The 26,867-nt window shown below is 66.3% G+C and carries 20 protein-coding genes; 9 read left to right on the top strand and 11 right to left on the bottom strand.

Translation table 11 applies throughout. The annotated features are described in order from the left end of the window. Positions 1-49: 49 nt before the first annotated feature. From BDW41_RS21145 to BDW41_RS21115, 7 genes are all read left to right on the top strand, one after another. Entirely contained in the window at positions 50-838 is a 789-nt protein-coding gene (locus BDW41_RS21145; RefSeq protein WP_074548445.1) for a prolyl oligopeptidase family serine peptidase, read from the top strand. Between the two features lie 225 nt (positions 839-1,063). Continuing rightward, on the top strand, positions 1,064-2,113 hold the full coding sequence (locus BDW41_RS21140; RefSeq protein WP_074548447.1) for a LacI family DNA-binding transcriptional regulator: 1,050 nt from the start codon (positions 1,064-1,066) through the stop codon (positions 2,111-2,113). Positions 2,114-2,200: 87 nt separating this feature from the next. Beyond that, positions 2,201-5,173 (top strand): TonB-dependent receptor, encoded by a 2,973-nt coding sequence (locus BDW41_RS21135; protein WP_110301682.1) that lies wholly within the window; start codon positions 2,201-2,203, stop codon positions 5,171-5,173. Positions 5,174-5,306: 133 nt separating this feature from the next. Continuing rightward, positions 5,307-6,758 (top strand): glucoamylase family protein, encoded by a 1,452-nt coding sequence (locus tag BDW41_RS21130; RefSeq protein ID WP_074548451.1) that lies wholly within the window; start codon positions 5,307-5,309, stop codon positions 6,756-6,758. A 3-nt stretch (positions 6,759-6,761) separates the two neighbouring features. After that, entirely contained in the window at positions 6,762-8,072 is a 1,311-nt protein-coding gene (locus BDW41_RS21125) for a sugar ABC transporter substrate-binding protein (protein ID WP_074548453.1), read from the top strand. Then, a complete protein-coding gene (locus tag BDW41_RS21120; protein WP_074548455.1) occupies positions 8,069-8,947 on the top strand; it encodes a sugar ABC transporter permease in 879 nt (292 codons plus the stop codon). Before BDW41_RS21125 ends, BDW41_RS21120 begins: the two co-directional genes overlap by 4 nt. Further along, entirely contained in the window at positions 8,944-9,765 is an 822-nt protein-coding gene (locus BDW41_RS21115; RefSeq protein WP_074548457.1) for a carbohydrate ABC transporter permease, read from the top strand. The genes BDW41_RS21120 and BDW41_RS21115 overlap by 4 nt, the downstream gene beginning before the upstream one ends. A gap of 8 nt (positions 9,766-9,773) precedes the next feature. Here BDW41_RS21115 and ugpC read toward each other — a convergent pair whose 3' ends face one another. Continuing rightward, positions 9,774-10,865: a sn-glycerol-3-phosphate ABC transporter ATP-binding protein UgpC gene (gene ugpC / locus BDW41_RS21110; protein ID WP_074548459.1), complete on the bottom strand. Its 1,092-nt coding sequence runs from the start codon at positions 10,863-10,865 to the stop codon at positions 9,774-9,776. A 149-nt stretch (positions 10,866-11,014) separates the two neighbouring features. Here ugpC and BDW41_RS21105 point away from each other — a divergent pair, with 149 nt between their 5' ends. Further along, entirely contained in the window at positions 11,015-12,367 is a 1,353-nt protein-coding gene (locus BDW41_RS21105; RefSeq protein WP_074548461.1) for a GH1 family beta-glucosidase, read from the top strand. A 245-nt stretch (positions 12,368-12,612) separates the two neighbouring features. Here the strand turns inward: BDW41_RS21105 and thrC are convergent, their stop codons facing one another. From thrC to BDW41_RS21080, 5 genes are all read right to left on the bottom strand, one after another. Continuing rightward, a complete protein-coding gene (gene thrC / locus BDW41_RS21100) occupies positions 12,613-13,947 on the bottom strand; it encodes a threonine synthase (protein ID WP_074548463.1) in 1,335 nt (444 codons plus the stop codon). Further along, positions 13,944-14,921 carry a homoserine kinase gene (locus BDW41_RS21095; protein ID WP_074548465.1) on the bottom strand — a complete coding sequence of 326 codons (978 nt, stop codon included), beginning with the start codon at positions 14,919-14,921 and terminating at the stop codon, positions 13,944-13,946. The genes thrC and BDW41_RS21095 overlap by 4 nt, the downstream gene beginning before the upstream one ends. Continuing rightward, positions 14,921-16,030: a homoserine dehydrogenase gene (locus tag BDW41_RS21090; RefSeq protein ID WP_233496987.1), complete on the bottom strand. Its 1,110-nt coding sequence runs from the start codon at positions 16,028-16,030 to the stop codon at positions 14,921-14,923. Before BDW41_RS21090 ends, BDW41_RS21095 begins: the two co-directional genes overlap by 1 nt. Before the next feature lie 378 nt (positions 16,031-16,408). Beyond that, a complete protein-coding gene (locus BDW41_RS21085; RefSeq protein ID WP_074548469.1) occupies positions 16,409-16,660 on the bottom strand; it encodes a hypothetical protein in 252 nt (83 codons plus the stop codon). A gap of 250 nt (positions 16,661-16,910) precedes the next feature. Continuing rightward, on the bottom strand, positions 16,911-18,899 hold the full coding sequence (locus tag BDW41_RS21080; protein WP_074548471.1) for a bifunctional 2',3'-cyclic-nucleotide 2'-phosphodiesterase/3'-nucleotidase: 1,989 nt from the start codon (positions 18,897-18,899) through the stop codon (positions 16,911-16,913). 187 nt (positions 18,900-19,086) lie between these two features. Here BDW41_RS21080 and BDW41_RS21075 point away from each other — a divergent pair, with 187 nt between their 5' ends. Continuing rightward, positions 19,087-20,811: an alkaline phosphatase family protein gene (locus tag BDW41_RS21075; protein ID WP_074548473.1), complete on the top strand. Its 1,725-nt coding sequence runs from the start codon at positions 19,087-19,089 to the stop codon at positions 20,809-20,811. 270 nt (positions 20,812-21,081) lie between these two features. Here BDW41_RS21075 and nagA read toward each other — a convergent pair whose 3' ends face one another. The 5 genes from nagA to BDW41_RS21050 all read right to left on the bottom strand — a co-directional run bounded on the left by nagA (position 21,082) and on the right by BDW41_RS21050 (position 26,600). Beyond that, positions 21,082-22,236 carry an N-acetylglucosamine-6-phosphate deacetylase gene (nagA, locus tag BDW41_RS21070; RefSeq protein ID WP_074548475.1) on the bottom strand — a complete coding sequence of 385 codons (1,155 nt, stop codon included), beginning with the start codon at positions 22,234-22,236 and terminating at the stop codon, positions 21,082-21,084. Next, a complete protein-coding gene (locus BDW41_RS21065) occupies positions 22,236-23,270 on the bottom strand; it encodes an SIS domain-containing protein (RefSeq protein WP_074548477.1) in 1,035 nt (344 codons plus the stop codon). Before BDW41_RS21065 ends, nagA begins: the two co-directional genes overlap by 1 nt. Before the next feature lie 54 nt (positions 23,271-23,324). Beyond that, complete coding sequence (locus tag BDW41_RS21060) at positions 23,325-24,377, bottom strand: LacI family DNA-binding transcriptional regulator (RefSeq protein ID WP_074548479.1); 1,053 nt, start codon at positions 24,375-24,377, stop codon at positions 23,325-23,327. A gap of 88 nt (positions 24,378-24,465) precedes the next feature. Further along, the gene (locus tag BDW41_RS21055; protein WP_074548481.1) at positions 24,466-25,752 is read right to left on the bottom strand and encodes a sugar MFS transporter; all 1,287 of its coding nucleotides are present in this window, start codon (positions 25,750-25,752) and stop codon (positions 24,466-24,468) included. A gap of 596 nt (positions 25,753-26,348) precedes the next feature. Then, on the bottom strand, positions 26,349-26,600 hold the full coding sequence (locus BDW41_RS21050; protein WP_074548483.1) for a PAAR domain-containing protein: 252 nt from the start codon (positions 26,598-26,600) through the stop codon (positions 26,349-26,351). Between the last annotated feature and the right edge of the window lie 267 nt (positions 26,601-26,867).

The raw sequence follows: 26,867 nt of genomic DNA, 5'->3' as shown, positions 1-26,867 counted from the left end.
TCCGTCGCCCGCCCGCTACTCTCCCGCGTACCTCACGCGGGAGAACGGCATGACGACGAAGCATCTGGGTTGGACGGCAGCCTTGCTGCTGGGCATGGCATCGACGGCACACGCAGCCGATGCGCATTTCGTCGCCGACGCGGTGACGGTGGATGGCCATCGCCATGCCTTCCAGGTGTTTGTTCCGCGCGACTGGAATGCGGACCGCGCTTGGCCGGTGGTGCTGTTCCTGCATGGCAGCGGCGAGCGGGGCAGTGACAACCAGGCGCAGTTGAAGCAGGGCCTGCCGCCGTGGCTGAAGGAGCACGGCGCCGATTTCCCCGCCGTGGTGGTGGCGCCGCAGGCGCCGGACGACACCGTATGGAGCGGCGAGAGCGAGCGCGCCGCCATGGCCGCGCTGGAAAAGAGCATCCGCGACTACCACGGCGATCGCGCGCGGCTCTATCTCACGGGCCTTTCCATGGGCGGTTACGGCGTGTGGCAGATCGCCGTGGATCACCCCGGCATGTTCGCCGCCGCCGCGGTGATCTGCGGCGGCGTCCGCGGGCTGGACGACATGCCGGAGCTGAAGGTCTACGGCATCCCCGAGCACGCCGACCCGTATGCGTGGGTGGCCGGCAAGGTGAAGCCGACGGCGGTGTGGCTCTTCCACGGCTCGCTCGACGACCAGGTGCCGCCGGCCGATTCGCGCGCCATGAACCAGGCATTGATCAAGGCCGGCGGCGAAGTCCGCTACACCGAATTCCCCGGCGTGAACCACGCTTCCTGGGCGCCCGCCTATGCGACGCCCGAGCTTTGGCCCTGGATGTTTTCCCACAGAAAGGGCGGACAAGGCTGACGGCCGCAGGGTTAATCCTTCCGAAAATTAAACGATCGATGTTGCGCCGCGAGAGCCGCAGCGGCCGCGTGCGTGCGCGACAAGGCGCGGAAATTTCGCCCGCGAACTATTGCGGTGCAGCGAAAATCCTCTGATATGGTGACTTTACAAGTTTTGATGAAAACGTTTACGTTCCGCCGCGCACGCCGAGGAACGTTCTTCTGCTGACGTGTCCCAGGAGCCGATGTGACCACCAAGAAGGCCACCATCAAGGATGTGGCGCGCGAGGCGAAGGTCTCGATCGCCTCGGTGTCGCGCGTGCTCAACGGCCTGGGCGGTGTCACCGCGGAAACGCAGGACGCCGTGCGTAAGGCCGCCGCCAGGCTGCATTACGTGCCCGACAACGCCGCGCGCAGCCTCATCACCGGCCGCACCCACACCATCGGCGCGGTGCTGCCGGATCTCTATGGCGAGTTCTTCTCCGAACTGATCCGCGGCATCGACCTCGCCGCGCGCGCGCGCGGCCTGCATCTGCTGGTTTCCAGCTCGCACGACGGCGTGGACGACGCGGCGGCCGCCGTGCGCACCATGCGCGGCCGCGTGGACGGCATGATCATCCTTTCCGAGTTCGTCGACGGCGCGTTCCTCGAACAGAACGTGCCCGCGGACCTGCCCGTGGTGTTGCTGGACAGCCCGGTGGACAACCCGCGCTATCCGGCGATCAACATGGACAACATCGCCGGCGCGCAGGCGATGGTGAAGCACCTGCTCGATGCCGGCCACGGCTCGGTGGCCTTCGTCACTGGCCCCGCCGGCAACTACGACGCGCAGGAGCGCGAGAAGGGCTATCGCGCGGCGATGGCGCGGTTCGCGCCCAAGGCGCCGCTCACCATCGTCGCCGGCGACTTCACCGAGGAATCGGGCTATCGCGCCGGCCGCGAACTGCTTGCGCAGGCCACGCGCCCGCGCGCCGTGTTCGCCGCCAACGACATGATGGCGGTGGGCTGCCTCTACGCCTTCAAGGAAGCCGGCGTGCGCGTGCCGCAGGACATCGCGCTCGCGGGATTCGACGACATTCTCATCGCACGGTACGTCACGCCTTCGCTCAGTACCGTGAGCGTCAACATCGCAGACCTGGGCAAGAGCGCGCTGCTCCTGCTCACCGAGCTCATGGAAGGCAAGGGCCGCCTCGACGGCCCTCATACCCGCACCCTCCGTTGCGACGTGGTCGCGCGCGAGTCGTGTGGCGCACCGCAGACCAACGTTGCAACGAAACATCCTCCGGCGCTCGTCTGAGCGGCGGCCTTTGTGGGAGGGGAGAACCAGATGACGACTCAAACTCAGAAAAGTAAACGTTTACTAGCTGCTGCCATCGCACTCGCGATGGCCTCTTCCGTGCCCGTCATCGGCTGGGCGCAGAGCTCGGACGCGACCATCCGCGGCCAGGGCCCCGCCGACGTCGACGTGGTCGCCAAGAACACCGCCACCGGCTCCACGCGGCGCACGCACACCGACAAGGCCGGCAGCTACGCGCTGGTCGGGCTGCCGCCGGGCACCTATCAGGTGAGCGCCGGGCCTGGCACCGAACGCACCGTCACCGTGACGGTGGCCTCGGTGTTCACCTTGAACCTCAGCGCGCAGCAGGCCGCGGCCGCTGCCGCGCCGGCCGAAGCCAACGCGCAGAACCTCAGTGGCGTAACCGTCTCGGCCACCACGCTGCAGGAAGTGAAGACCTCCGAAGTGGGCTCGCTGGTGTCCCTGCGCCAGATCGAAACCACGCCGGCCGCGTCGCGCAACTTCCTCGAGTTCGCCGACACGGTGCCGGGCATGGTGTTCACGCGTGACGCCAACGGCAACACCAGCCTGCGCTCCGGCGCGCAGGCCAGCTCCAACATCAACGTCTACATCGACGGCGTGGGCCAGAAGAACTACGTGCTGCCCGGCGGCGTTACCGGCCAGAACAACAGCCAGGGCAATCCGTTCCCGCAGTTGGCCGTGGCCGAGTACAAGGTCATCACCTCCAACTACAAGGCCGAGTACGACCAGCTCTCCAGCGCGGCCATTACCGCCGAGACCAAGTCGGGTACCAACCAGTTCCACGGCGACGTGTTCGGCAGCTTCACCAATGGCCCCATGCGCGCCAAGACGCCGTCGGAAGAGGCAACCGGCACCAAGGTCGCTTCGCACGAGAAGGACTACGGTTTCGATCTCGGCGGCCCCATCCTCAAGGACAAGGCGCATTTCTACATTGCCTACGAAGGCAAGGAGTTCGACAGCCCGATCACCGTCGTGCCGGCGGGCGATTCCAGCTTCTGGCCCAACCTGCCGCAGAGCGTGAAGAACGAAATCGGCCCGGCAAGCCTGCCGTTCCGGGAAAACAACTGGTTCGGCAAGGTGGACTGGGAGCCGACGGACCGCGACCGCATCGAGGTGAGCGGCAAGTACCGCGACGAAACCGCCATCAGCGGCATTGGCGCGCAGCAGACGGCCAACACCGCGCTCAACACGCGCAACACCGACAAGCGCTTCGACATCCGCTGGGATCACAGCACCGACAGCTGGTTCAACCGCCTGCAGGCGACGTATGAAGATGCGTACTACACGCCGACGCCGATCATCACGGGCGTGGGCGCGGAGTACACGGCGTACAACAACCAGAACCAGCCGCTGATCGTCGACGGCGCCTCGCCGCTGTCGTTCCAGAACAAGGGCCAGAAAGGGCCGGCCATCTCCGACGACTTCACCCTCAACGACGTGCAGTGGCATGGCGACCACGTCATCAAGATGGGCGTGAAGTTCAAGTCGGTGAAGCTCACCGCGCAGGACGCCGGCGACACCAATGCGCTGGCGACGTACGCGGTGGGACCGGACGGCACGGAATCGATACCGTACAAGATCCAGTTCGGCTCGCCGGTGCCGGGCGTGAGCCCGGTGGCGACCAGCCGCGACAAGCAGTTCGGCACCTACATCCAGGACGACTGGCAGGTGGACGACCACTGGACCTTCAACCTCGGCGTGCGCTGGGACTACGAGGAAACGCCTTCGTACCTCAACTACGTGACGCCGGCATCGGTCATCGCGGCGATCAACTCGCAGGATCCGAACGCGCCCGCCGGGCAGACCTACGCGCAGACGCTCGCCAAGGGCGGCGTGAACATCAACGACTACATCAGCACCGGCAACAACCGCAAGGCGCAGAAGAACGAGATCCAGCCGCGCATCGGTTTCTCCAATGACCTGTTCGGCGACGAAGAGCACGTGATCTTCGGCGGCTGGGGCCGTTCGTACGACCGCAACCTGTACGAATCTCTGCAGGTCGAGCAGACCAAGTCGGTGCTGTCGCAACCCACGCTCAACTTCAATACACCGTTGGTGCCTTGCACGCCGAGCGCCACCTGCCTGGCGTGGAACCCGGCCTACCTGAGCATCCCGGCCTTGCAAGCGCTCGTTGCTGGAAGCAACGCGGGCAAGGAAGTGGACATGATCAACAACAACCTGAAGGCGCCGTATTCCGATCAGCTGAGCATCGGCATGCGCAACAAGATCGGTGAGTGGAACACCAGCATCGCCTTCGTGAACATCAAGAGCCACGACGGCATCGTGTACACGCTGGGTAACCGCTACCCGGATGGCAGCTTCTGGAAAAATGGCAGCCAGCCGTGGAGCTTCGGTATTCCGGGCTATGGCAGCCTGATCATCGGCAACAACGGCCTGAAGACCAAGACCAACCAGATCCTGCTGTCGGCGGAAAAGCCATACACCACCGATTCGCACTGGAGCGCGTCGTTCGCGTACACCTACACCAATGCCGTGCAGAACAACGACAACCAGGATCCCACCGACCAGTACGCGTTCGACTACGAGACCATCGGCAAGTACCCGTTCACCGATGCCGCCCTCGCCAAGCATCGCTTCGTGGCCACCGGTTCGCTCGATGGTCCGTGGGGCTTCGTGTTCGGCGGCAAGCTGACCTTGGCCACGCCGATTCCGAGCCTTGGCCTGTCCTGCGGCTGGGCGCCACCCACGGGCGTGGATAACGGCACGGTCAATGGCGGTGGCTGCCTGAACTTCTCGATCCAGCCGCCTGGCACGGGGCGCTTCCTGATCGGCGGCAAGGTGTTCGGTTATCGCGATCTCGATCTACAGGCCACGAAGAACTTCAAGATCTGGGGCAACTTCAATGGCTACGTGCGCATCGACCTGCTCAATGCGTTCAACTGGAACAACTACGTCGACTACATCCAGAGCATTGGCACGAACGGCCAGGTGACCCGGCGCCAGGTGATCTACAACCCCACCGGCGAGATCACCGGCTATCCGCGCACCCTCAAGGTCACCGCAGGCATCAACTTCTAAGTGGCACCCCCCAAGCTGTCAGGACGATGGCATTTCGAGGCCCGCGCGTTGCGGGCCTCTCTTTGAGAGCCCGGTCGATATCCTCGCGGCGGATTCGCTGGAATATTGCCGGGCCTCGAAAGGACACCGGATCATGCGCAAACGATTCCTCCACGCTCTTCTAGCCGGCGCGCTCGTGCTGGCAGCCGGCGTCGCCACCGCGGCGCCGGACGATGCGCCCACGCTCAAGTACCAGGCCCTGCCCAAGGACCAGCGCGCCGCCATCGACGAACTGGAACACCGCACTTTCCAATGGTTCTGGGACAGCGCGGACCCGACCACCGGGCTGGTGCCGGATCACTGGCCCGGCGACTCGTTCGCCAGCATCGCCTCGGTTGGCTTTGCGCTCACCGCCTACGGCGTGGGCGTGGAGCGCGGCTACGTCACGCGCGAGCAGGCGGTGGACCGCGCGCTCGCCACGCTGCGCTTCTTCAACGACGCCACGCAGGACGACAGCGAAGACGGCGCCACCGGCTACCACGGCTTCTTCTATCACTTCCTCGACATGAAGACCGGCAAGCGCTATTCGCGCTGGGTCGAGCTGTCGAGCGTGGATACCACGCTGCTGCTCGGCGGCGTGCTGTTCTCGCAGACCTATTTCGACCGCTCCAACGCCAAGGAAAAGCAGATCCGCGCGCTGGCCGACGCCATCTACCGCCGCGTGGACTGGACCTGGATGCAGCCCAAGGCGCCGCTGATCAGCATGGGCTGGACGCCTGGCGGTCAGTTCATCCACTCCAACTGGAAGGGCTATGACGAAGGCATGCTGGTGTATGTGCTGGCGATGGGTTCGCCCACGCACCCGGTGAGCGACGATGCATGGCAGGCGTGGGCCAGCACGTATCCCAAGCAGTGGGGCGAGTTCCAGGGGCGCACCTTCCTCAACTTCGCGCCGCTGTTCGGCCACCAGTACAGTCATGCGTGGGTCGACTTCCGCGGCATCCAGGACGCCTGGAGCCGCGACCACCAGACCGACTACTTCCAGAACAGCCGCCAGGCCACCTACGCCCAGCGTTCGTACGCGATGGCCAACCCCAATCACTGGGAAGGCTATGGCGAGAACGTGTGGGGCCTGACCGCCTGCAATGGTCCGGGCGACGCGGTGGTGAAGCGCGACGACGGCAGCACGCGCGCGTTCTACGGCTATACCGCGCGCGGCGCGGGGCTCGACTACATCTCCGATGACGGTACCATCGCCCCCACCGCCGCCGGCGGCTCCATCGCGTTCGCACCGGAGATCGTGGTGCCCGCGCTGCTGGAGATGAAGAAGCGCTACGGTGACGCCATCTATGGCAAGTACGGGTTCGTCGACGCCTTCAACCCCAGCTATGACACCGGCGCCGCACCGAAGGAGGGCCGCGTGGTGAAAGGCATGGGCTGGGCCGACGACAAGCAGATCGGCATCGACCAGGGCCCCATCGTGCTGATGATCGAGAACTGGCGCAGCGGCTTCGTGTGGAACGTGATGCGCAAGAACCCGTACGTCCGCAAGGGCCTGGAACGCGCCGGCTTCACAGGCGGCTGGCTGGATGCGAAAACACGGTGAGCGATGCCTGATCCCTTCCGCCGCGACAGCGCAACGACACGCCGGACGGCTTGCCGCCTGCTGGCCCTGTTCGCGTTATCGCTGGCGGGATGTTCGTCATCGAAGGATGCGCGCACGCTGACCTTCTGGACCATCGGCCGCGAAGGCGAGGCCGTGGTGAAGCTGCTGCCGGAGTTCGAGCGCGAGCATCCGGACATCCACGTGGAGGTGCAGCAGATGCCGCTCACCGCGGCGCACCAGAAGCTGCTCACCGCGTTCGCCGGCGACTCCACGCCGGACCTCACCCAGCTCGGCAACACCTGGCTGCCGGAATTTGCCGCGCTCAATGCGCTGGAACCGCTGCAGCAGCGCGTGGTGGCGTCGGCGACGGTGAAGCCGGAGGATTACTTCGCATCCATCTGGGCGATCAACCGCATCGACGGCGTGCTCTACGGCGTGCCGTGGTACGTGGACACGCGCCTGCTGTTCTATCGTCGCGATCTGCTCAAGGCCGCCGGCTTCGATGCGCCGCCGCGCACCTGGGACGAGTGGCGGCACATGCTTGCCGCGCTCAGCCATCCCGAGCGCGGCACCTACGGCATCCTGCTGCCCACCAACGAATACGAGCAGCTGATGTCGCTGGCGCTGCAACAGCCCGAGCCGATGCTGCGCGACGGCGGACGCTACGGCAATTTCCGCAGCGCGGGTTTCAAGCGCGCGCTGGCGTTCTATGTGGATACCTTCCGCCTGAAGCAGGCGCCGGCCATCACGGCGGTGGAAGCGGGCAACCCATGGGATGAATTCGGGCGCGGCGTGTATGCGTTCTATTTCTCCGGCCCATGGAACATCGGTGAATTCCGCCAGCGCCTGCCTGCGGATCGAGAAGGCGAGTGGGCCACCGCACCACTGCCGGGCCCCGATGGCGCGGGCGTCGGGGCGGCGGGCGGTTCCAGCCTCGTGGTGTTCCGCCGCTCCGCGCACAAGGACGATGCGTGGCTGCTCATCGAGTACCTGTCGCGCCCCGACGTGCAGCGGCGCCTTTACGGCCTGCTCGGCGACATGCCCGCGCGGCGCAGCGCATGGGACGGCGGCAGCCTGCGCACCGATCCCAAGGTGCAGGCGTTTCGCGAACAGCTGGAGCACGTCAAGCCCTCGCCGCCGGTGCCGGAGTGGGAGCGGATCGCCAACGAGATGCAGCTCGTGGCCGCGCGTGCCGTGGCCGGCGAGCTGACGGTCGATGAAGCCGCCGCCGAGATCGACCGCCGTGCGGACCGCATTCTCGAGAAGCGCCGCTGGATTCTCGATCATTCGCGCAACGCGGTGGCCTCGCCATGAGCGCGCAGCGCGCCGCATGGTGGTTCCTGGCGCCGGCGCTGTTGGTGCTCGGTGTTTTCTTCCTGTTGCCGGTGATCGCGGCGCTGGCGCTCAGCCTTACCGATTACGACCTCTATGCGCTGGCGGACATCCGTCATCTACGCTTCGTCGCGCTGGGCAATTATTGGGATCTTCTTCACCAGAAGGCGTTCTGGTCGGCGCTGGGCCACACGTTGTACTTCGTGATCGTGGGCGTGCCGCTTTCCCTCATGGTGTCGCTGGGCGCGGCGCTGCTGCTCAACTCGCCGCTGGCGCGCTGCAAGGCCTTCTTCCGTACCGCGCTGTTCGCGCCGGTGGTGACCACGGTGGTGGCCGTGGCGGTGGTGTGGCGTTACATCCTCAACACCAAGTACGGCTTGTTGAACTATGTGCTCGGCGTGGTGGGCATCCATCCCGTGGACTGGCTGGGCGATCCACACTGGGCCATGCCTTCGATCATCCTGTTCGCGGTGTGGAAGAACTTCGGCTACAACATGATCATCCTGCTGGCGGGCCTGCAGGCGATACCCAAGGATCTCTACGAAGCCGCACGCATCGACGGCGCCTCCGCCGTGCAGCAGTTCCGCCATATCACTCTGCCCATGCTCGGGTCCACGTTGCTGATGGTCGGCATCCTTACGGTATCGGGCTACTTCCAGCTGTTCGCCGAACCCTATGTGATGACCGAAGGCGGTCCGCTGCAGAGCACCACCAGCGTGCTCTACCTGATGTACAACGAAGGCTTCAAATGGTGGAACTTCGGCGCCGCATCGGCGGTGGCCTTCCTGCTGTTCGTCATCATGTTCGCCGTGACCGCGCTGATGCTGCGACTGGGACGCCGTGGAGAGGCGGCATGAACGCGCGCGTCGCCAGGGCCGTTATCCATGGCCTGCTGATCGGCGGCACGCTGGTGGCGTTGTTTCCGCTGCTGTGGATGCTTGCCGTGTCGTTCATGCGGCCGGGCGAAGCCAGCAGCCTGCCGCCGCCGCTCTGGCCAGCGCATGCCAGCTGGCACAACTATGAGGTGCTGTTCCTGCGCGCGGGCGTGGGGCGCTATCTGTTCAACAGCTTCGCGATTTCCACCGCCATCACCGTGCTGTCGCTCGCCTTCAATCTGATGGCGGGTTATGCCTTCGCCAAGCTGCGCTTCGCCGGCCGCGAGCGGCTGTTCCAGTTGTTGCTCGGCTTGCTGGTGGTGCCGGCCCAGGTCGCCATGCTGCCGCTGTTCCTCATGCTCAAGAGCATGGGGCTGGTGAACAGCTATGCCGCGTTGGTGCTGCCGGCGGCGGCCACCGCGTTCGGCATTTTCCTGGTGCGCCAGTACGCGCGCGGCATTCCCGACGAGCTGCTGGAAGCGGCGCGCATCGACGGCGCCAGCGAGCTGCGCATCTTCGGCCAGATCGTGCTGCCGCTGCTCAAGCCCATCATGGTGACGCTGGCGATCTTCACCTTCCTCACCGCGTGGAACGACTTCATGTGGCCGTTGATCGCGTTGACCGGACAGGAGCACTACACGCTGCCGCTGGGCCTGGCCTCGCTCGCCCGCGAGCACGCGCAGGACAGCGAATTGATGATGGCCGGCTCGGTGGTGACCGTGATCCCTGTGCTTGCCTTGTTCCTCGCCATGCAGCGCTATTACATCGAAGGTCTTTTGCTGGGCAGCGTGAAGGGATGACGGATCGCTCAGGCGATACGCATCCCGGAGGCCGGGTCGAACATATGCAGACGATCAAGCGCCAGCTCGAAATGCATCACGCCGCCGGCATCGGGCAGGGCGCCGGGTGCCACGCGCGACACCAGCGTCTGTTCGCCGCGCCGCAGGTTGAGGAAGATTTCATTGCCTACCGGCTCGGTGACTTCGAGCGTGGCGCTCAACGTGGCGTTCGCCTCACTGGTGGGACGCAGGTGTTCCGGGCGGATACCGAGCACGATCTCGCGATCGATCCACGGCAGCAGTTCCGGCGTCTGCGCATCCAGCGTGCCGAGCCGCAACTCGCCCTGCGGGGTTTCGAGATGCCAGCCCGCACCATGACGCAGCGGACCTCGCAGCAGGTTCATCGCCGGCGAACCGAGGAAACCGGCCACGAAAAGGTTGGCGGGTTTCTCGTAGAGACGCATCGGCGTGTCGATCTGCTGGATCTGTCCGCCGTTGAGCACAACGATGCGCTGCCCCAGCGTCATCGCCTCCACCTGGTCGTGCGTCACGTAGATCATGGTGGCGCCGAGCTGGCGGTGCAGCCGCGCAATTTCCACGCGCATGGAAAGACGCAGCTTGGCGTCCAGGTTGGAGAGCGGCTCGTCGAGCAGGAACACGCGCGGCTCGCGCACCAGGGCGCGCCCCAGCGCCACGCGCTGCCGCTGACCGCCGGAAAGCGACGCCGGCAGCGCATCCAGGCGGTGCTCCAGTTCCATTTGCCTGGCGGCCTGACGAATGCGTTCGTCGATCTCGGCCTTGGACTTCCCGCGCAGGCGCAGGCCAAAGGCGAGGTTTTCCGCCACCGTCATGTGGGGATAGAGCGCGTAGTTCTGGAAGACCATCGCGATGTCGCGGTCCTTGGGCGACACGTCGTTCACCACGCGGTCGCCGATGCGCAGCGTGCCGGAAGAGATCGACTCGAGCCCCGCGATCATGCGCAGCAGCGTGGTCTTGCCGCAGCCGGAAGGGCCCACCAGCACCAGCAGTTCGCCATCGGCGATCTCGAAACTCGCTTCGGCCATGCCGACATGGCCATTGGGATACACCTTGCCAACGCGATCCAGACTCACCGTAGCCATCAACGCTTCTCGCTCCGTTTAGCCGGCGGCTGCATGGGCCACCGTAGCCGAATGTGCGCGTCACCGCTGCACATCCGTGCCGCGCTAGGCTATTCTCGATATGTAAGCGTTTACATCAAGCCGCAACGCGGCATAGGGAATTTCTCGACATGACCCAGAGCTATCGCTTTCCGCCCGGCTTCCATTGGGGCGCCGCGACCTCGGCTTACCAGATCGAGGGCTCGCCCCTGGCCGACGGCGCGGGCCCGAGCATCTGGGAGCGCTTCGCGCACACACCGGGCATGATGGCGAACGGCGACACCGGCGACGTCGCCTGCGATCACTACCGGCGCTACAAGGGCGACGTGCAGCTGATGCGCGCGCTCGGTCTGCAGGGCTATCGCTTCAGCATCGCGTGGGCGCGCGTGTTGCCGGAGGGCACCGGCCGCATCAACCCCAAGGGCGTGGATTTCTATTCGCGCCTGGTCGATGAGCTGCTGGAAAGCGGCATCGAGCCGAACGCCACACTGTTCCATTGGGATCTTCCCGCCGCGCTGGACGATCGCGGCGGCTGGCTCAACCGCGACAGCGCCCACTGGTTCGCCGAATACGCCAGCGTGATGTTCAAGGCGCTGGACGATCGCGTGAAGCGCTGGTCCACGCTCAACGAGCCCTGGGTGGTCACCGACGGCGGCTATCTGCACGGCAAGCTGGCGCCGGGCCACCGCAGCAAGTACGAGGCGCCCATCGCCACGCACAACCTGATGCGCGCCAGCGGCGCCGGCATCCAGGCGTATCGCGCGCTGGGCAGGCACGAGATCGGCGTGGTGTTCAACATCGAGCCGAAGTATCCGGCCTCCGACAGCCCGGAAGACATCGCCGCCACGCGCCGCGCGCATGCGTACATGAACGAGCAGTTCGCCGATCCCGCGCTGCTGGGCAGCTATCCGCCGGAACTGAAGGAAATCTTCGGGCCCGCCTGGCCGGATTTCCCGGCGGACGACTTCGCGCTGACGAAGCAGAAGGTCGACTACGTCGGCATCAACTACTACACGCGCGCCGTGGTGAGGCACGACCCGGAGGCCTATCCGCTGAAGGCCGTGCCCGTGCGCCAGCCCAACGTCACCCACACCGAAACCGGCTGGGAAGTGTACGAACAGGGCTTCACCGACACGCTCACCTGGTTCAAGCAGCGCTACGGCGACATTCCGCTCTACATCACCGAAAACGGCTCGGCCTTCTACGACGCACCGGTGGCCGAGGGCGACGTGGTGCAGGACCCGCTGCGCACCAGCTACCTGCGCAAGCACCTGAAGGCCGTGCATGACGCCATCCAGCAGGGCGTGGACATCCGCGGCTATTACGCGTGGTCGCTGCTGGACAACCTGGAGTGGTCGCTCGGCTTCGCCAAGCGCTTCGGCCTGTACCACGTGGATTTCGCCACGCAGAAGCGCACGCCCAAGGCGACGGCGAAGTTCTACGCCAAGATGATCGAGACGAATGGGGCGGTGCTGGACGAGTGATCTCGCCGTGCCTGGTTATTGGGCCGCTGGCGAGTTTGCCTGTGCCAGTTCCAAATTCGCCTCAAGCGCGCATTTCCCTCACCGTCATTCCGGCGAAAGCCGGAATCCAGCGACTTTCTACACGCCACAAGAAAGCCCAAAGGCACTGGATTCCGGCTTTCGCCGGAATGACGGTGAGGTATCGGCAAGGCCGTGCGGCGTTGGACGCTGCCTAGAAAGCAGATCTTCGCTATCCGATAGATGATTTAGCTCGCAACAGCGGCACGCTCTACTCCCAGCCGCTGATCCAGCCAGTCTTTGAGCGCAACCTCGCTAACCGCCATCGGCTCAGCATATGCCGGCCGCTCCAGCATCGCAGCCAGCGCAGGCGGTACGTCGAGCTTCCGCCCGATCAACGGCTCCACCACGCTATCGAATTTCGCCGGATGCGCCGTGGACACCACCGCCCAGGGCAGGCCGGTGACGCCCATGCCATCGAGCAGATGCACCGCCGTCGCCGTATGCGGGCAGAACACCTCGCCGTGCTCGCGTGCGTGGTGGACGATGGTGTCGCGAATGGCGTCGTCGTCCACGCTGGCCGCGTGCAGTTGCAGGCGCAGTTCGTGGTCGTGCGGAAAGGTCCAGCGCAGGCGCTCGAAATTGCTGGGCGCGCCGACATCCATGGCATTGGCGAGCGTAGCGATGGCCGGGCGCGGCGAATACGGCGAACCGTCGAAATAATCGCTCAGCGTGGCGTTCGCATTGCAGGCCAGGTGGATCTCGCCCACCGGCAAACCCATCTCGCGCACCCACACGCAGGCAAGCGCATTGCCCAGATTGCCGGTAGGCACGATGAAGTTGAGCGGCGCGCGGTGCTCGCGCCACCACGCCAGCGATGCATGCGCGTAGTAGCTCATCTGCGGCAACAGGCGGCCCAGGCTGATGCTGTTGGCGGACGACAGCGGCACGCGCTGCTGCAACGGCGCATCGTTGAGCGCGGCCTTGGCCATGCGCTGGCAATCGTCAAAGCTGCCACTAACGCGCAGGGCCTGCACGTTGTCGCCGAAACAGCCCAGCTGATGCGCTTGCCGCGGCGATACGCGGCCATCGGGATAGAGAATCACCACGCGCACGCCAGGCTGGCGATGGAAGGCCGCGGCCACGGCCGCGCCGGTGTCGCCGGACGTCGCCACCACGATGGTCAGCGGCGCGTCGTCGTCGCGGCGAAGACGACGGAAACAGGCGGCGAGAAAACGCGCGCCCACATCCTTGAAGGCCGCGCTCGGCCCGTGGAACAACTCCAGCACCGAGGCATCGGGTTGATACGACAGTGGCCGCAGCGGCACGTCGAAATTCAGCGCCTCACTGCAGATCGCGGGAAGTTCGTGTGCCAGCGACGAACCACGAAAGAAAGGCGCGAGCAGCGTGGCGGCGGTATCGGCCAGCGAACCGCCGGCGCTGAAATCAGCGGCATCCAGCTGCGGCAGCGCCTCGGGCACGTACAGGCCGCCATCGGGCGCCAGGCCGGCGGCGATCACTTCCTCGATGCCAGCGGCATGCCGCGCGCCACGGGTACTGCGGTACTGCAACGGCTCGCTCATGCCGCGTCTTCCTCGTCGACCAGCGCTGCGGCGGGTCCGTTGATGGGTGAAACCAGCACGTCGCTGGCCAGGCCTTCCGCGGCGAACGCCGCCGACATGGCCGCGCCCGCCCGTTCGGCGTCCTCGCGTCGTTCATACCAGCCGAACACGCTGGGACCGGCGCCGGAAATGCTGGCGCCCAGCGCACCGTGATCCAGAGCAGCCTGCTTCACGCGTGCGAAGCCTGGGACCAGCGGCGCGCGCCTTGGTTCCACCAGCACGTCCTTCAGGCCTTCGCGCACCAGCGTGGTGTCGCCGCGCTGGCAGCCGGTGAGAAAGAGGGCAAGGTTGGCATGCTGCGCGACCACGTCGTGCAGGTCGAAACCTTTGGCGAGCACGGCGCGCGATTCACGGGTTTCCAGCACCACATGCGGATGCACCAACGCGCAATGCCAGTTTTCCGGTACCGACAGGCGCAGCGGGCGATCGTGCGTGGAGAGCACCAGGCCGCCCAGCAGCATCGGCCCCAGGTTGTCGCCATGGCGGCTGCCGCTGGCCACCTGTTCGCCATCGAGCGCGAATCCGTAAAGTGCTTCGCGCGACAGCGGGCGTTCCAGCAAGGCATTGGCGGCCACCAGCGCGGCCACGCACGAGGCCGCCGAACCACCCATGCCCGATCCCAGCGCAATGCCCTTGTGCAGCTCCACCTCGAAGCCGTGGCGCAAACCCAATGCGCGGCGCAGCGACATCAGCGCCGCGCCTGCCGTATTGGCGGCGGCATCGAGCGGCAGGTTGGTCACCACGCCGTGGATGGCGGCCATGCGCACCACCGGTTCCTCGATGCGGCGCACGATCGCGCGATCGCCCGCGCCGGCCACGCTGTGCCCGAGGATATCGAAGCCAACGGCGACGTTGCCGACGCTGGCGTAGGCCATGGCCTGTGCGCTCAGCGCGCGCTGGGGAGACATCAGGGATTCCATCAATTGGGCATTCATCAGCGCACCTCCAGCGACTCGGCGATGCGCAACAGATCGGCGAACACGCCCGCCGCCGTGACTTCCGGCCCGGCGCCGGGACCTTGCACCAGCATCGGGTTTTCCCGGTAGCGGTGGGTGGTGAACTGTACGACGTTGTCGGTGAGGCGCGTGTGCGCGAACGGATGCGACTGCGGCAGCACGGCCAGCCGCACGCTGGCGTGGCCCTTGGCATCGAGGCTGGCGACGTGGCGCAGCACGCAGCCTTGCGTCTGCGCATGGGCGACGTGGCGCGCCATCGGCGCATCGAGCAGATGCAGCTTGTCCATCACCTCGTCCATCGGCAGCGCGGCCAACTCGGGCGGCACCAGGCTTTGCACATCCACGTCCTCCAGCGACAGCGACCAGCCGGCCTCGCGCGCGAGGATCACCAGCTTGCGCGCCACGTCGAGGCCGGAGAGATCGTCGCGTGGATCGGGCTCCGTGTAACCCAGCGCGTGCGCCTCGCGCACCAGCGCCGAGAACGGCCGGCTACCATCGTGGCGGTTGCACAGCCACGCCAGCGTGCCGGAGAACATGCCCTCCACCGCGAGCAGCTCGTCGCCGGTATCGAGCAGGTCCCGCAGCGTCTGCACCACCGGCAGGCCGGCGCAGACAGTGGCTTCGTAGCGGAAGCGCGCGCCACTTTCGCAGGCAGCGCGTATCGCCTGCAGGCGCGGCATCGGGCCGCTGCCCGCGAGCTTGTTTGGCGTCACCACGTGCACGCCGCCGGCCAGCCATTCGGTATAGCGCGAGGCGACCGCATCGCTGGCGCTGCAGTCGATCAGCATGGCGTGGTGGCCATCGTTGCCGCGCAGATGCGCGACGAACTCGTCGAGATTGCTCGGCCGCCAGGTCTGCGCGCTGTCGTGGCGGCCGTTGAGCTCGGGGTCGTCCACGTCCAGCCACATGCGCCGGCTGGCCGCCACGCCGCACAGGCGCAGGTCCAGCCCCGCACGTGCAAGGCGCGGCCGCGCCGCGCGCAATTGGTCCAGCAGGGCGCTGCCGACACGGCCGGGGCCGACCAGGCCCACGGCGAGGACGCGCTGGCGCGCGGTGGCCGTCGGCAGCGCACGGGCATGTGGTGGCAGCGACGGTTGTTCGAGCGAGGGTGATGCGACAGCGTTCACGGTGGCCTCCAAGGTGGTGGCCCGTGCTCGCGAAGGAGAGTCGGAGTGTGCGCCGGCCCGCCTCATCGAGGGCGGGGCCGTTTGCGTCAGGAACTTATTCGCGCACGGAAACCCACCCCGACCCGGTGGTAATAGTGGTCGTGGTGTGGTGGTCAGGGTGGCGATGGTCAGCGCGCCGGCGGACAACGGCACGCGCCCGGCGAAAACCGGGGCCTGGAACATGCGTGCTGGCGCGTTGAGCGGCGACATGGACCCGACCTTAGGGCGATTGCTGCACTGCAGTCAACAGGTACGTTTGAAACCTTCGGGCCACCCCAAACGCGCCAGCGCGCTGCGTGGTCAGTCCTGCCTGCCCCAGCGCCAGTGCGGCGGCTCGCCCTTGAGCCAGCAGACCAGCAGCAGAATCGCGGTAAGCCCGCCCGCGTAGAGCACGAACCAGCCGTGCGAATGGCCCGCCCTCGGCCACGAGGCACCGCCAGCCAGCAGGGCGATATACGCACCCAGGACCGACAGCCCCTGCCAGGTGGTGGGAAACCCCCAGCCCCAGCCGTAGCGCTTGGCGGGAAACCAGTATTTCTGTTCGGCTTGCATCGGATGGCTCCGTGAGCGTCACGAAGAACGCGCGGCGAAGTCTACGCCGTTGCGCGCCTGCGGGCAGTGCGGGCGCTTTCATCGTCATTCCGGCGCAGGCCGGAATCCAGTAGCCGTCGTGGCTGGTCTTCGCGAGGCAGTGCAGAACATCGCAGGCTGTGGCGACAACCGATCATCTTCGTTACTGGATTCCGGCCTGCGCCGGAATGACGTGAGGGAAATGGGTGTTTGCAGAAGTGTCGAAAGGCCCTCAGCGCGACAGGTCGACGGCGTACTCCGCCGTGCCATCGCCGTTGTCCTTCAACTGGCGGATGTTCTTCAGCCCCGCTTCCCGCGCCACGTCCTGCTTGCCGCTGGCGGCCTTGAACACCACCTCGCCGCGCGTCTTCACTGGCACGAAGTGCCAGGAGGCGGCGGGCAGGTCCCTGGCGGTGAGGGTCTGCTTCTTCTGCAGCCACTTGGCCAGGATCTCGCGCGCGCCGTCGGGGGCGGCGAGCACGATGTTGTTGCCGTCCAGGCCGGGGAAGTTGCCGCCGCCGCTGGCGCGGTAGTTGTTGGTGGCGACCACGAAGGTTTGATCCGGCTTCACCGGTTTGCCCCTGTAGGCGAGCTTGACGATGCGTTCGCCCGCCGGCCTGGTCACATCGATCTGGTAGCTCAGGTCGCCCTGGATCTGGTCGAAGTTGTAGCCGGGCAGGGTATTGCCGATGAGCTGCTGTTCTCCGTCCTTGCCGGGGTCGATGCGGTTGAAGCGCTCGGCCGATTTCTCCAGCCAAGCCTTGAGCCCGGCGCCATCCACCTTCACCGCGGCGAGCGTGTTCGGGTAGAAGTAGAGGTCCGCCGCGCTGCGCAGGGTGAGCGGGCCCACGGCGACGTCGGTGTAGTCGTCCGGGCCGCCGAAGCCGGTGCGGAACGCCGCCGCGGCCGCCAGCACCGGCACCTTCGCCAGTTCCGGATGGGTCTTGGGCAGTTCGCTCTGCACGTAGTCGCGCATGGCCGCGTTGATCGGCGCGAGCGCGGTCATGTTGCCTTCGTCGGCGAAGTAGCTGCTCAGGTGCACGCGCGTCTCGCCAATGGGCGTGTTCACATAGGCCACGGCCGCTTCATGCGCCTGCTGCACCAGCGGGGCGATGGCCGGGTCGGCGGGCACGCAGTCGTTCTTCTTCGGGCAGATCGGGCGCACTTCGCTGTGCGTCTGGCTGTCGTCGATCACCCAGCGGCCGTCCTTGCGTTGCAAGGCCAGGTCGATCACACCCAGGTCCTTGCCGAAGAAGCCGCCCATCACGGCCGGCTTGCCCTGCACGAAGCCGCGTTCTGCATCCACGCCCTTCATGCCCTTGTAGTGCGGGCCGGGGAATTCGCTGTGCGCGTGGCCGAGCAGCACCACGTCGATGCCGGGGATGCCGGCCAGATACCAGCCGCCGTTTTCCATGTCGGGCGTGTAGGGCGCCGTGTTGAGGCCGCCGTGCAGCACCGCGACGACGATGTCCGGATGCTGCGCCTGCAGTTGCGGCAGGTACTTCTGCGCGGCCTCGACCACGCCCGTCACGGTGACCTTGCCGGCGAGGTTCTGCTTGTCCCACTCCAGGATCGGCGGGGGCGTGAAGCCGATGATGCCGACCTTGAGCGGTACCTTGCGGGTGCTGCCATCGGGCGCGGTGATGGCGATGTCCTTCTGCACGACCGTCCACGGCTTGAAGATGGGCGCGCCGTCGCGGGCGCTGAACACGTTGGAAAGCACCAGCGGGAAATGCGGGCCGGCGCAGCGGTCGGCGTGGCCGCCGTCCACGTTCATCGGCGTGCCGGTGACCTGGGAGAGAAAGCCCAGGCCGTAGTTGAACTCGTGGTTGCCGGCGGTGCCGCCGTCGTAGCCCATGGCGTCCATGGCCTGGTAGATGCCCAGTTCCTGGTCGCAGCCGACCGGCTTCACCAGCGCCTGGTAATCGGCCAGCACGCTGCCCTGGATGGTGTCGCCGCTGTCGAACAGGAAGTTGTTCGGATACTGCGCGCGGGCGCGGCGGACCAGGGTGGCCACGCGCTCGTAGCCCACCGAATCGTCCTCGCGCTGCTTGTAGTAGTCGTAGCTGAGCACGTTGGAGTGGACGTCCGTGGTTTCCAGGATGGCCACCTGGGCGCGGCTGCCCTCGGGCAGGGCGGCCGAGTGATTGGCCGGCTGGCTGGCGCAGCCTGCCAGTACGGCGGCGGCCAGGGCGGCGAGGGGGAGGAGACGACGAGTCATGAGCCTGTCCGTGGAAGGGAGCAAAGGCGGCAAACCTAGCAGATCGGCATGGCGCCTTGCCGGCGAAATGGCTGCTGAACCGCGTCAGGCCGCCGTTTGGCCGTTGCCGGCCATTGTGCATGTGACAGTCGCAAGTCCGTAGAATTGCCGCCAGATGACACCGGGCCGAACAGGGGGCCTTCCGCACATGTCGCCACAATCGCTTCGCTTCCTGCGGAAAAGTGGGCCGTGGCTGCTTGCCACGGGCTTTTTCCTGTTCTGCGTGAACATGACCGCGATGCGCGAGCCGGCGCTGTTGCAGCAGGCCTTCGTGATCGCGCTGATGGTGTGCGCGTTCGGCATGCTGCTGTCCGCCTTCGCGCGTCCGGCCACGGCGCTGGTGGTGAGCGGCGGCCTGTTCCTGGGGCTCAACTTCCTGTCCGTGATGAAGCTGCGCTACCTCGACTCGCCGCTGATGCCGGCGGACTTCATCTACTACGCGCGCAGCAGCCTGCTCGAGACGCTGGGCCATTACCCGCACCTGTGGATGCTGTCGCTGGTGGTGTGCGTGGTGACGCCGCTGGTGCTGTGGGCGGTGTGGCGCTTCGATCGCCGCCTGCTGGTCAACCTCAGCCCGAGCCGCGCCTGGGTGATGCGCCTGAGCGGCGTGGCGGTGTGGGCGTTCGCGTTCTGGATCTGCCTGCTGCCGAACGGCCCGTTTGCCGAAGTGCATGCGAAGAACGTGTGGGAGAAGCTCTCCGACGACGCGCAGATCACCAACTTCTTCGTCAACTTCAGCGATTCGGACGTCCGTTTGCCGGCCATGGGCGACGACGCGCAGGCCGAGCAGGACTGGGGCGCCACGGCCTCGGGCGAGCCGGCCGCCATTCCGCGCTCGGCGGATTCGTACCCGGACATCGTGCAGGTGCTGGAGGAAAGCACCTTCAACCCCGCCAATTTCACCCAGTGCAACATCCCCGAGTGCCGCGTGGCGATGTTCAAGACCGACGTGCGCACTCGCGCCACGGGGCCCATGCGCGTGCACACCTTCGGCGGCGGCACCTGGGTGAGCGAGTTCGCCACGCTCACCGGCATGCCGCAGGACATCTTCGGCCCCGGCGGCATGTATGCGCCCTACGTGCTGGCGCCGCACGTGCAGGACAGCCTGCCGCGCCAGCTGCAGCGCCTGGGCTACCTCACCGTGGCGATCTACCCGACCAACGGCAGCTTCCTCAACGGCCGCAACGCGTACAAGGCTTATGGTTTCGACCAGTTCTACGACGCCGGCCAGCTGGGCCTGGAGGAGTGGGAGGAAACCGACAAGCAGATGTTCGACGCGGCCAAGCGCGTCTACGACAAGGTGAAGAAGCCGGGCCAGCCGGTGTTCGTGATGATCCTGACCCTGGCCCAGCACGGCCCGCACGACACCGATCCGCTCTCCTCGCTGCCGCCGCCGTTCAACAAGGGCGTGCTCAAGGGCCTGCCGACGCGCGAGTCGCTCAACTTCAACACGTATCTCGCCAACCTGCACAACTCCGACGCGGCGATGCGCGGGCTGGAGCACGACTTCCTCGACCGCGCGCAGCCGACCGTGATCGTGCACTTCGGCGATCACCAGCCCTCCTTCAGCGGCTTGATCAAGGCGATGCCGCGCACGTGGCCGGATGGTTTGTCCTCGTACAAGGATTACCTGACGTACTACATGATCAAGAGCAACTTCCAGGGCCCGTCGCTGCCGGCGTATCCGATGCTCGACATCGCCTTGCTGCCGAGCATGGTGCTGCAGGCGGCGGATCTGCCGACCGATCCGTATTTCTCGGCGGCCATTTCACTGCGCACGCGCTGCAACGGTCTCTATACCGACTGCGCGCAGCCTGGGCTGGTGAAGTCGTACCACGCGTGGATCTTCAATCGGTTGCATGTGTACGAGTGAGCGGGAAGAAGGCGAGCTTGCACAACGCCATCTACCCCTCACCGTCATTTCGGCGAAAGCGGGACGAGCGCGTAGCGCGAGGAACGCCCGCGGGGCGGCCCTGAAAGGGCGAGCGAAGCGAGTCATCCAGCGTCTTTAATTCACGTTGAGAAAGGCACTGGATTCCCGCTTTCGCGGGAATGACGGTGAGGGAAATGGGCGCATACGGAGACATTGCAGTGTCGCGTACCATCGTTCATTCCAGCCTGCGCCGGAATGACGAGCAAGGCATCAAACCCCGTACCGCACGCCCGAAATCCAGGTTTCCTTCACCACCAACCCATCATCCAGCACGGCAAAGTCCGCCTTTTGGCCCGCGACGAGGCGCCCATGCGTGCGGTCCAGCCCCAGCCACGCGGCGGGATACGCGCTCGCCATGCGCGAGGCTTCCGCCAGCGGCAGGCCCACCATGTCCACCAGGTTGCGCACGCCGGTCGCCATGTCCAGCGCCGAGCCGGCGAGCACGCCCGCGTCGCTCTGGCAGATGCCGTCGCGCGCGATGATGGTCTGGCCATTGAGCACGTACTCGGGGTTGTCCGAGCCCACCGGCGGCATGGCGTCGGTGACGAGCACGCTCTTGCCCTTTGCCTTGGCGGCGATGGCGACGCGCAGCGCCACCGGATGCACGTGATGGCCGTCCACGATCAGGCCGCACCAGCTGTGCGGATCGTCCAGCGCCGCGCCGACCACGCCGGGCTCGCGGCTGCCGAGCGGCGTCATCGCGTTGTACAGATGGGTGAAGCCGCACACGCCGGCGTCGAGCGCGGCGCGCGTGTGGGCATACGTGGCGGCGGTGTGGCCGGCCACGACCAGCACGCCGGCCTCGCTGAGCTGGCGGATGGTGTCGAGCGGCACTTCTTCCACAGCCAGCGTCAGCATCACCACGCCGCGGCGGTTGCGCGTGATCGCAGCGATGTCTTGCGCGTCGGGCAGGCGGAACAGGCTGGCATCGTGGATGCCCTTGCGCGCGGTGGCGAGGAAGGGGCCTTCCAGGTGAATGCCGAGCACGCCGGGCACGCCCTGTTCGATGGCCGCGTCCACAGCATCGAGCGCCTTGCGCATCACCTCGGCGGTGTCGGTGATCAGGGTCGGCAGGAAGCCGGTGGTGCCGTACTTGCGGTGCGCCGCGCCGATGGTCGCCAGGGCTTCCACGGTGGGTTCGGCGTTGAACAGCACGCCGCCGCCGCCGTTGACCTGCACGTCGATGAAGCCGGGAAGCAGCAGCCGGCCTTGCAGGTCGTGCGCCTTCGCGCCGGACACGCGCGGGTCGTCGGCGCGGGCGATGGCCTCGATGCGCTGGCCGCGCACCAGCACCGCCAGCCCGGCCTGCGGGCCGTGGTCGGTGAGTACGCGACCGTTGATGAGTGCGGTGAGGGGCGTGGTCATCACATCGTCTCCGTGACCTTGCGCAGGTGCGGCGGCACGTCCGGGTCGTAGCCGCGCGCCAGCGACAGTTCGCTGGCGGCGCGATAGAAGCTCTGCACGGCCAGCAGCGGCGTCACCATCGGCGACACGCCGTCGGGCAGCGGCAGCTTGTCCGGATCATGGTTGCCCGGCGCGGCAATGAACACGCGCGCGCCGCGTGCGCGGAATTCGTTCGCCACGGCGATGGTGTTGTCCTGCGTGCCATCGCCCTGGGCGAAGAACAGCACGGGAAAACCCTCGCCCACGATCGCCATCGGGCCGTGCTTCACTTCAGCGGCGCTGAAGGCCTCGGCGTGCAGTCCGCAGGTTTCCTTGAGCTTGAGCGCGGCTTCCAGCGCCGCGCCGAAACCGTAGCCGCGACCGACCACGAACAGGCTGCTCGCCTTGGTCAGGCCCTCGACCATCGGGCTCCAGTCGCAGTCCCAGCCACGGCGCAGATCTTCCGGCAGGCGTTCGACGATGCCGTGCAGTTCGGCGTCGTCGCCCCAGTGCGCGGTGAGCTGCAGCACGGCGGCAAGCGTGGCGAGGTAGCTCTTGGTGGCGGCCACGCTGAGTTCCGGGCCCGCGCGCAGCGGCACGAAGGTGTCGGCCATCTGCGCCAGCGGGGAATCCTCCACGTTCACCAGCGCCACCACGCGCGCGCCGGCATCCTTGGCGGCCTGCGCGCTGCGCAGCAGGTCCGGGCTCTTGCCCGACTGCGAGATGGCGATGAACAGCGCGCCGTCCAGGTGCAGGTCGGCGTCGTAGATGGACGAGATGGAGGGCGAAGCCGAGGCCGTGATCAGGCCCAGGCGCGTCTCGAAGACGTACTTCGCGTAAGCGGCGGCATGATCGGAACTGCCGCGTGCGCAGGTGACGATGAAGCGTGGCGGCCTGGCCCGCAGCTGCTCGCCGAGCGTCTTGAGGATCTGCGCGTTCTCGCGCAGCTGGCGCTCGACCACGGCGGCCGCTTCATGGGCCTCGCGGTACATCAGGGTGTCGCTTGCTTCCTTCATCGTCTGTCTCTTGGCATGCGTGTGGGCGCACACCGCTCGGGTCGAGGCGCAGCCTCAGCCCTTGCGTGGCGTCGGGGTTTGCGGCGGCGCGGTGGAGCCACGCACGACCAGTTCGGGTACGAAACATTCGCTGTGCGGCAGCTCGACGGCCGCGCCGGCCTTGCGTTGCAGTTCGGCCATCAGCTGCAGCGCCGCGTGGCGGCCGATGTCGCTGGTGGACTGGCGTGCGGTGGTGAGCGCGGGCCACGCCTGCTTGGAGAACGGGCTGTCCTCGAAACCGGCGATGGAAAGATTCCACGGCACATCCAGCCCGCTGGAGCGCGCGGCGGCGAGCACGCCGGCGGCGATTTCGTCGTTGCTGCCGAAGATCGCCGTGGGCGGGTCCTTCAGCGCCAGCAGTTTGCGCGCGCCGCGGAAACCGTCGTCGAACGCATAGCGGCCCGGCAGCACCAGCTTCTTGTCCAGCGGCAGGCCGTAGTCGCGCAGCGCGTCGGCGTAGCCCTGGTAGCGCTCCGGGCTGGAGCGGTGGTGCGGTTCGCCCCACAGGAAGCCGATGCGCTTGTGGCCCATCTGGATCAGGTGCTCGGTGATCGCATACGCGGCGCTGCGGTCGTCGATGTAGACGCACGGCGCGCCGTCGTGCGGATCCTCGCGCGAGGAAATGATGCGCACGAAGCTGATGTCGTTGTCGGTCAGCGTGTTGATCAGCTCGGCCTGTTCGGACATCGGCGGCGCCAGCACCAGGCCGGCGAGGCGGTTGCGTTCGACCAGCGCGCACAGTTCCGCGGCCAGGTCAGGCGAGGTGGAATCGCAAGGGTGGATCAGCAGGCCGAAGCCGCGCTCGCGGCAGGCGGACAGCACGCCGTCCTGCATGCTGATCACGTAGTGCGCGTTCGGGTTGTCGTACACCAGGCCGATGGCATAGGCGTGCGTGCTGCGCAGGCCGCGCGCGGAAGGGTTGGGCTGGTAGCCCAAGGCCTCGATCGCGCGCTCGACCTTCTCGCGCGTGTCGGCGCGCACCGAGGCCTCGCGGTTGATCACGCGCGAGACGGTCTTGAGCGAAACGCCCGAACGCTTGGCGACGTCCTTGATGGTGGGGTTGCGCAACGTGAAAACTCCGGCAATACGGGAAGTAGCGGCATCGTAGCCCAGCGGGCCTGACCCTGCGGGCGGCGCGGCCTGCGCGCCACCGGGCTCAGTGCGCGTGCTGGCCGACGCGGTGCCCCCTCAAGCCGTAGTAGAGGATGTACAGATAGCAGGGCACCATCAGCGCCATGAATACCAGCTGGAAGTTGAAGTGCTGTTTCAGATGCACGAACAGCTGGGGCACCAGGGCGCCGCCCACGATGGCCATGATCAGCAGCGCCGAGCCGCGCTCGGTGAGCCGGCCCAGTCCGTGAATGGCCAGCGGGAAGATCGCCGGCCACATCATCGCGTTGGCAAAGCCCAGCGCGGCGACGAAACCCACCGAGGTATGCCCGGTGGTGACATACGCGCCCAGCGTGAACAGCACGCCCAGCACCGCCGACACGGCGAGGTAGCTCTGCTGCGAGATGAAGCGCGGAATCAGCACCAGCCCGGCGAGATAGCCCGCGAGCATGGCGATCAGCGTGTACGAGGTGAAATGCTTGGTCTCGTCCAGCGGCAGGCCAAAGCCCTGGCCGTAGGTGCCGATGGCGTCGCCCGCCATCACTTCCACGCCCACGTAGAGGAACAGGCACAGCACGCCCAGCCACAGGTGCGGGAAGCTGAAGATGCCGCCCTTGCCGTGGCCGATGTCCGACTCGGCATTGGCGCCGGCCGGCTTGATCTCCGGCAGCGGCGAGCGGACCACCCAGATCGCCAGCACCACCAGCAGGCCGGCCATGATCATGTACGGCATGTGGATCTTCGCGGCAAAGGCGTTGAGCAGGGCGTCCTTCGCTTCCGGCGTCGCCGCGGCCTTCACCTGCTGGTCGAAGGTATCGATGCCGCTGAGCACCAGCGCGCCGAACACGAACGGCGCCAGCGCGCCGGCCACCTTGTTGCAGATGCCCATGAAGGCGATGCGCTGCGCGGCGCTGTCGATCGGGCCGAGGATGCTGATGTACGGGTTGGAAGCCGTCTGCAGCAGCGCCAGGCCCGCGCCGATCACGAACAGGCCGACCAGCGCCGGGTAGAAGATGCGCATGCTCACGAACTGGCCGAACAGCACCGCGCCTATCGCCATCACGAACAGGCCCAGGCCCATGCCCTTCTTCATGCCCGTGCGGCGAAGCACGCTGGAGGAGGGAATGGCCAGGAAGAAATACGAGAAGTAGAACACCAGCGGCACCAGGAACGCCGACACGTCATCCACGTTGAAGGCGAGCTTCACGAAGGTGATCAGCGGGCCGTTGAGCCAGGTGACGAAGCCGAAGATGAAGAACAGCACGCCGATGATGAGCATCGGCACGATGCTGGAAGAGCGCGACTCGCCGGCGGCAAGCGTGGTGGCAGACATGGATGAACTTTACTCCCCGCGGATAGCCGCTGAACGATGGACCCCGAGAGGTCCGACTCCCCCGTAAGCCCTCCCTCTTTCCCCATGGGGCGAGGAGGTGATAGGCGTGTTATCGACGCTAAGCATAACGTTGTCAAATTTTGACACACATGAGCCATCGGGGCGTGCAGCCGCCATTGGCCGCTATGCCCCCCATAGCGCCGTTTCATGTTGCACCGCGCCAGTGCCTGGAGAGCTCCCGGCTGGCGCCCGATGTCGGTCAAAAAGAGCTTTTAATACAGTGTATTGCGGCGAGACAATGGACTGCGGCGATGGTGCCAATTCGTGCGCTTGGCGGCCAGCGCCAAATCCTTGTTTCATTTGGCAAAGCGCATCGAATGACAACGTTGTCATTGTTCGCTGGGTTTCAGCCGAACCATGCCTCTGTCGTGCGGTGCGGCGCAGGCCTGGCGAGAAGACGATGGTTGCGCAAGGCGGCCATCATCCTCTGGAAACACGGCCAGGGCCACTGCTGCAGGGGCGTTCCGCGCAAGGTAGCTCGCATCGGACTGGCGAGCCGCCCGCAGGATGGCTCACGTCCGGAACGGCCGCCCAGGTTAAGGGGACAGGCTTGAGATAACCGTGGCGCCGCAAGAGGTAGTCGCTCCATGTAGCGCCACCTTGGCACCGCCACGCAATCCCTCGTCACCCTGGTTGATCGTGGTGGCGCCACAGCGAGGGCAGTGCACGATGTCATTGATAAGGGCCACGCGGCGGCCGTTGATCTTGAAACGGCCGGTCGCCTCGATGGAGCCGCCGTGGGTGGTGGTGTCGCCGTGCAGGGCGGGGCGTTTATGGGGAAAGGACATCCTGGTTTCCTTGGCGTTGCCCTCGCTCAAAGCAGCGAAACGGCTGAAGTTAGGACGTGTGTCGGTCGACGGGAGGATCGTGCGGCTGGTGAGAAAGGGGGTAGCTAGTCAGGATGCCACTGTTTTTCAGTTGCCCCTGTGATTTTTATCGTCTTGATAACAAGATGGATTCTGAACCGCCCCGTGTTCCGTGGAGGCTGTTTGGTTTAAGTCAGGCCTCCACGGTGGCTGCCTGACTGGCGAGTTGCCGGTAGTAGTTTGCCTCGG

It is taken from the genome of Dyella sp. AtDHG13 (assembly GCF_003201105.1).
Lineage (GTDB): Bacteria > Pseudomonadota > Gammaproteobacteria > Xanthomonadales > Rhodanobacteraceae > Dyella > Dyella jiangningensis_B.
Note: the sequence above shows the minus strand (reverse complement) of the source record. Positions and strands in the feature narration are given on the sequence as shown.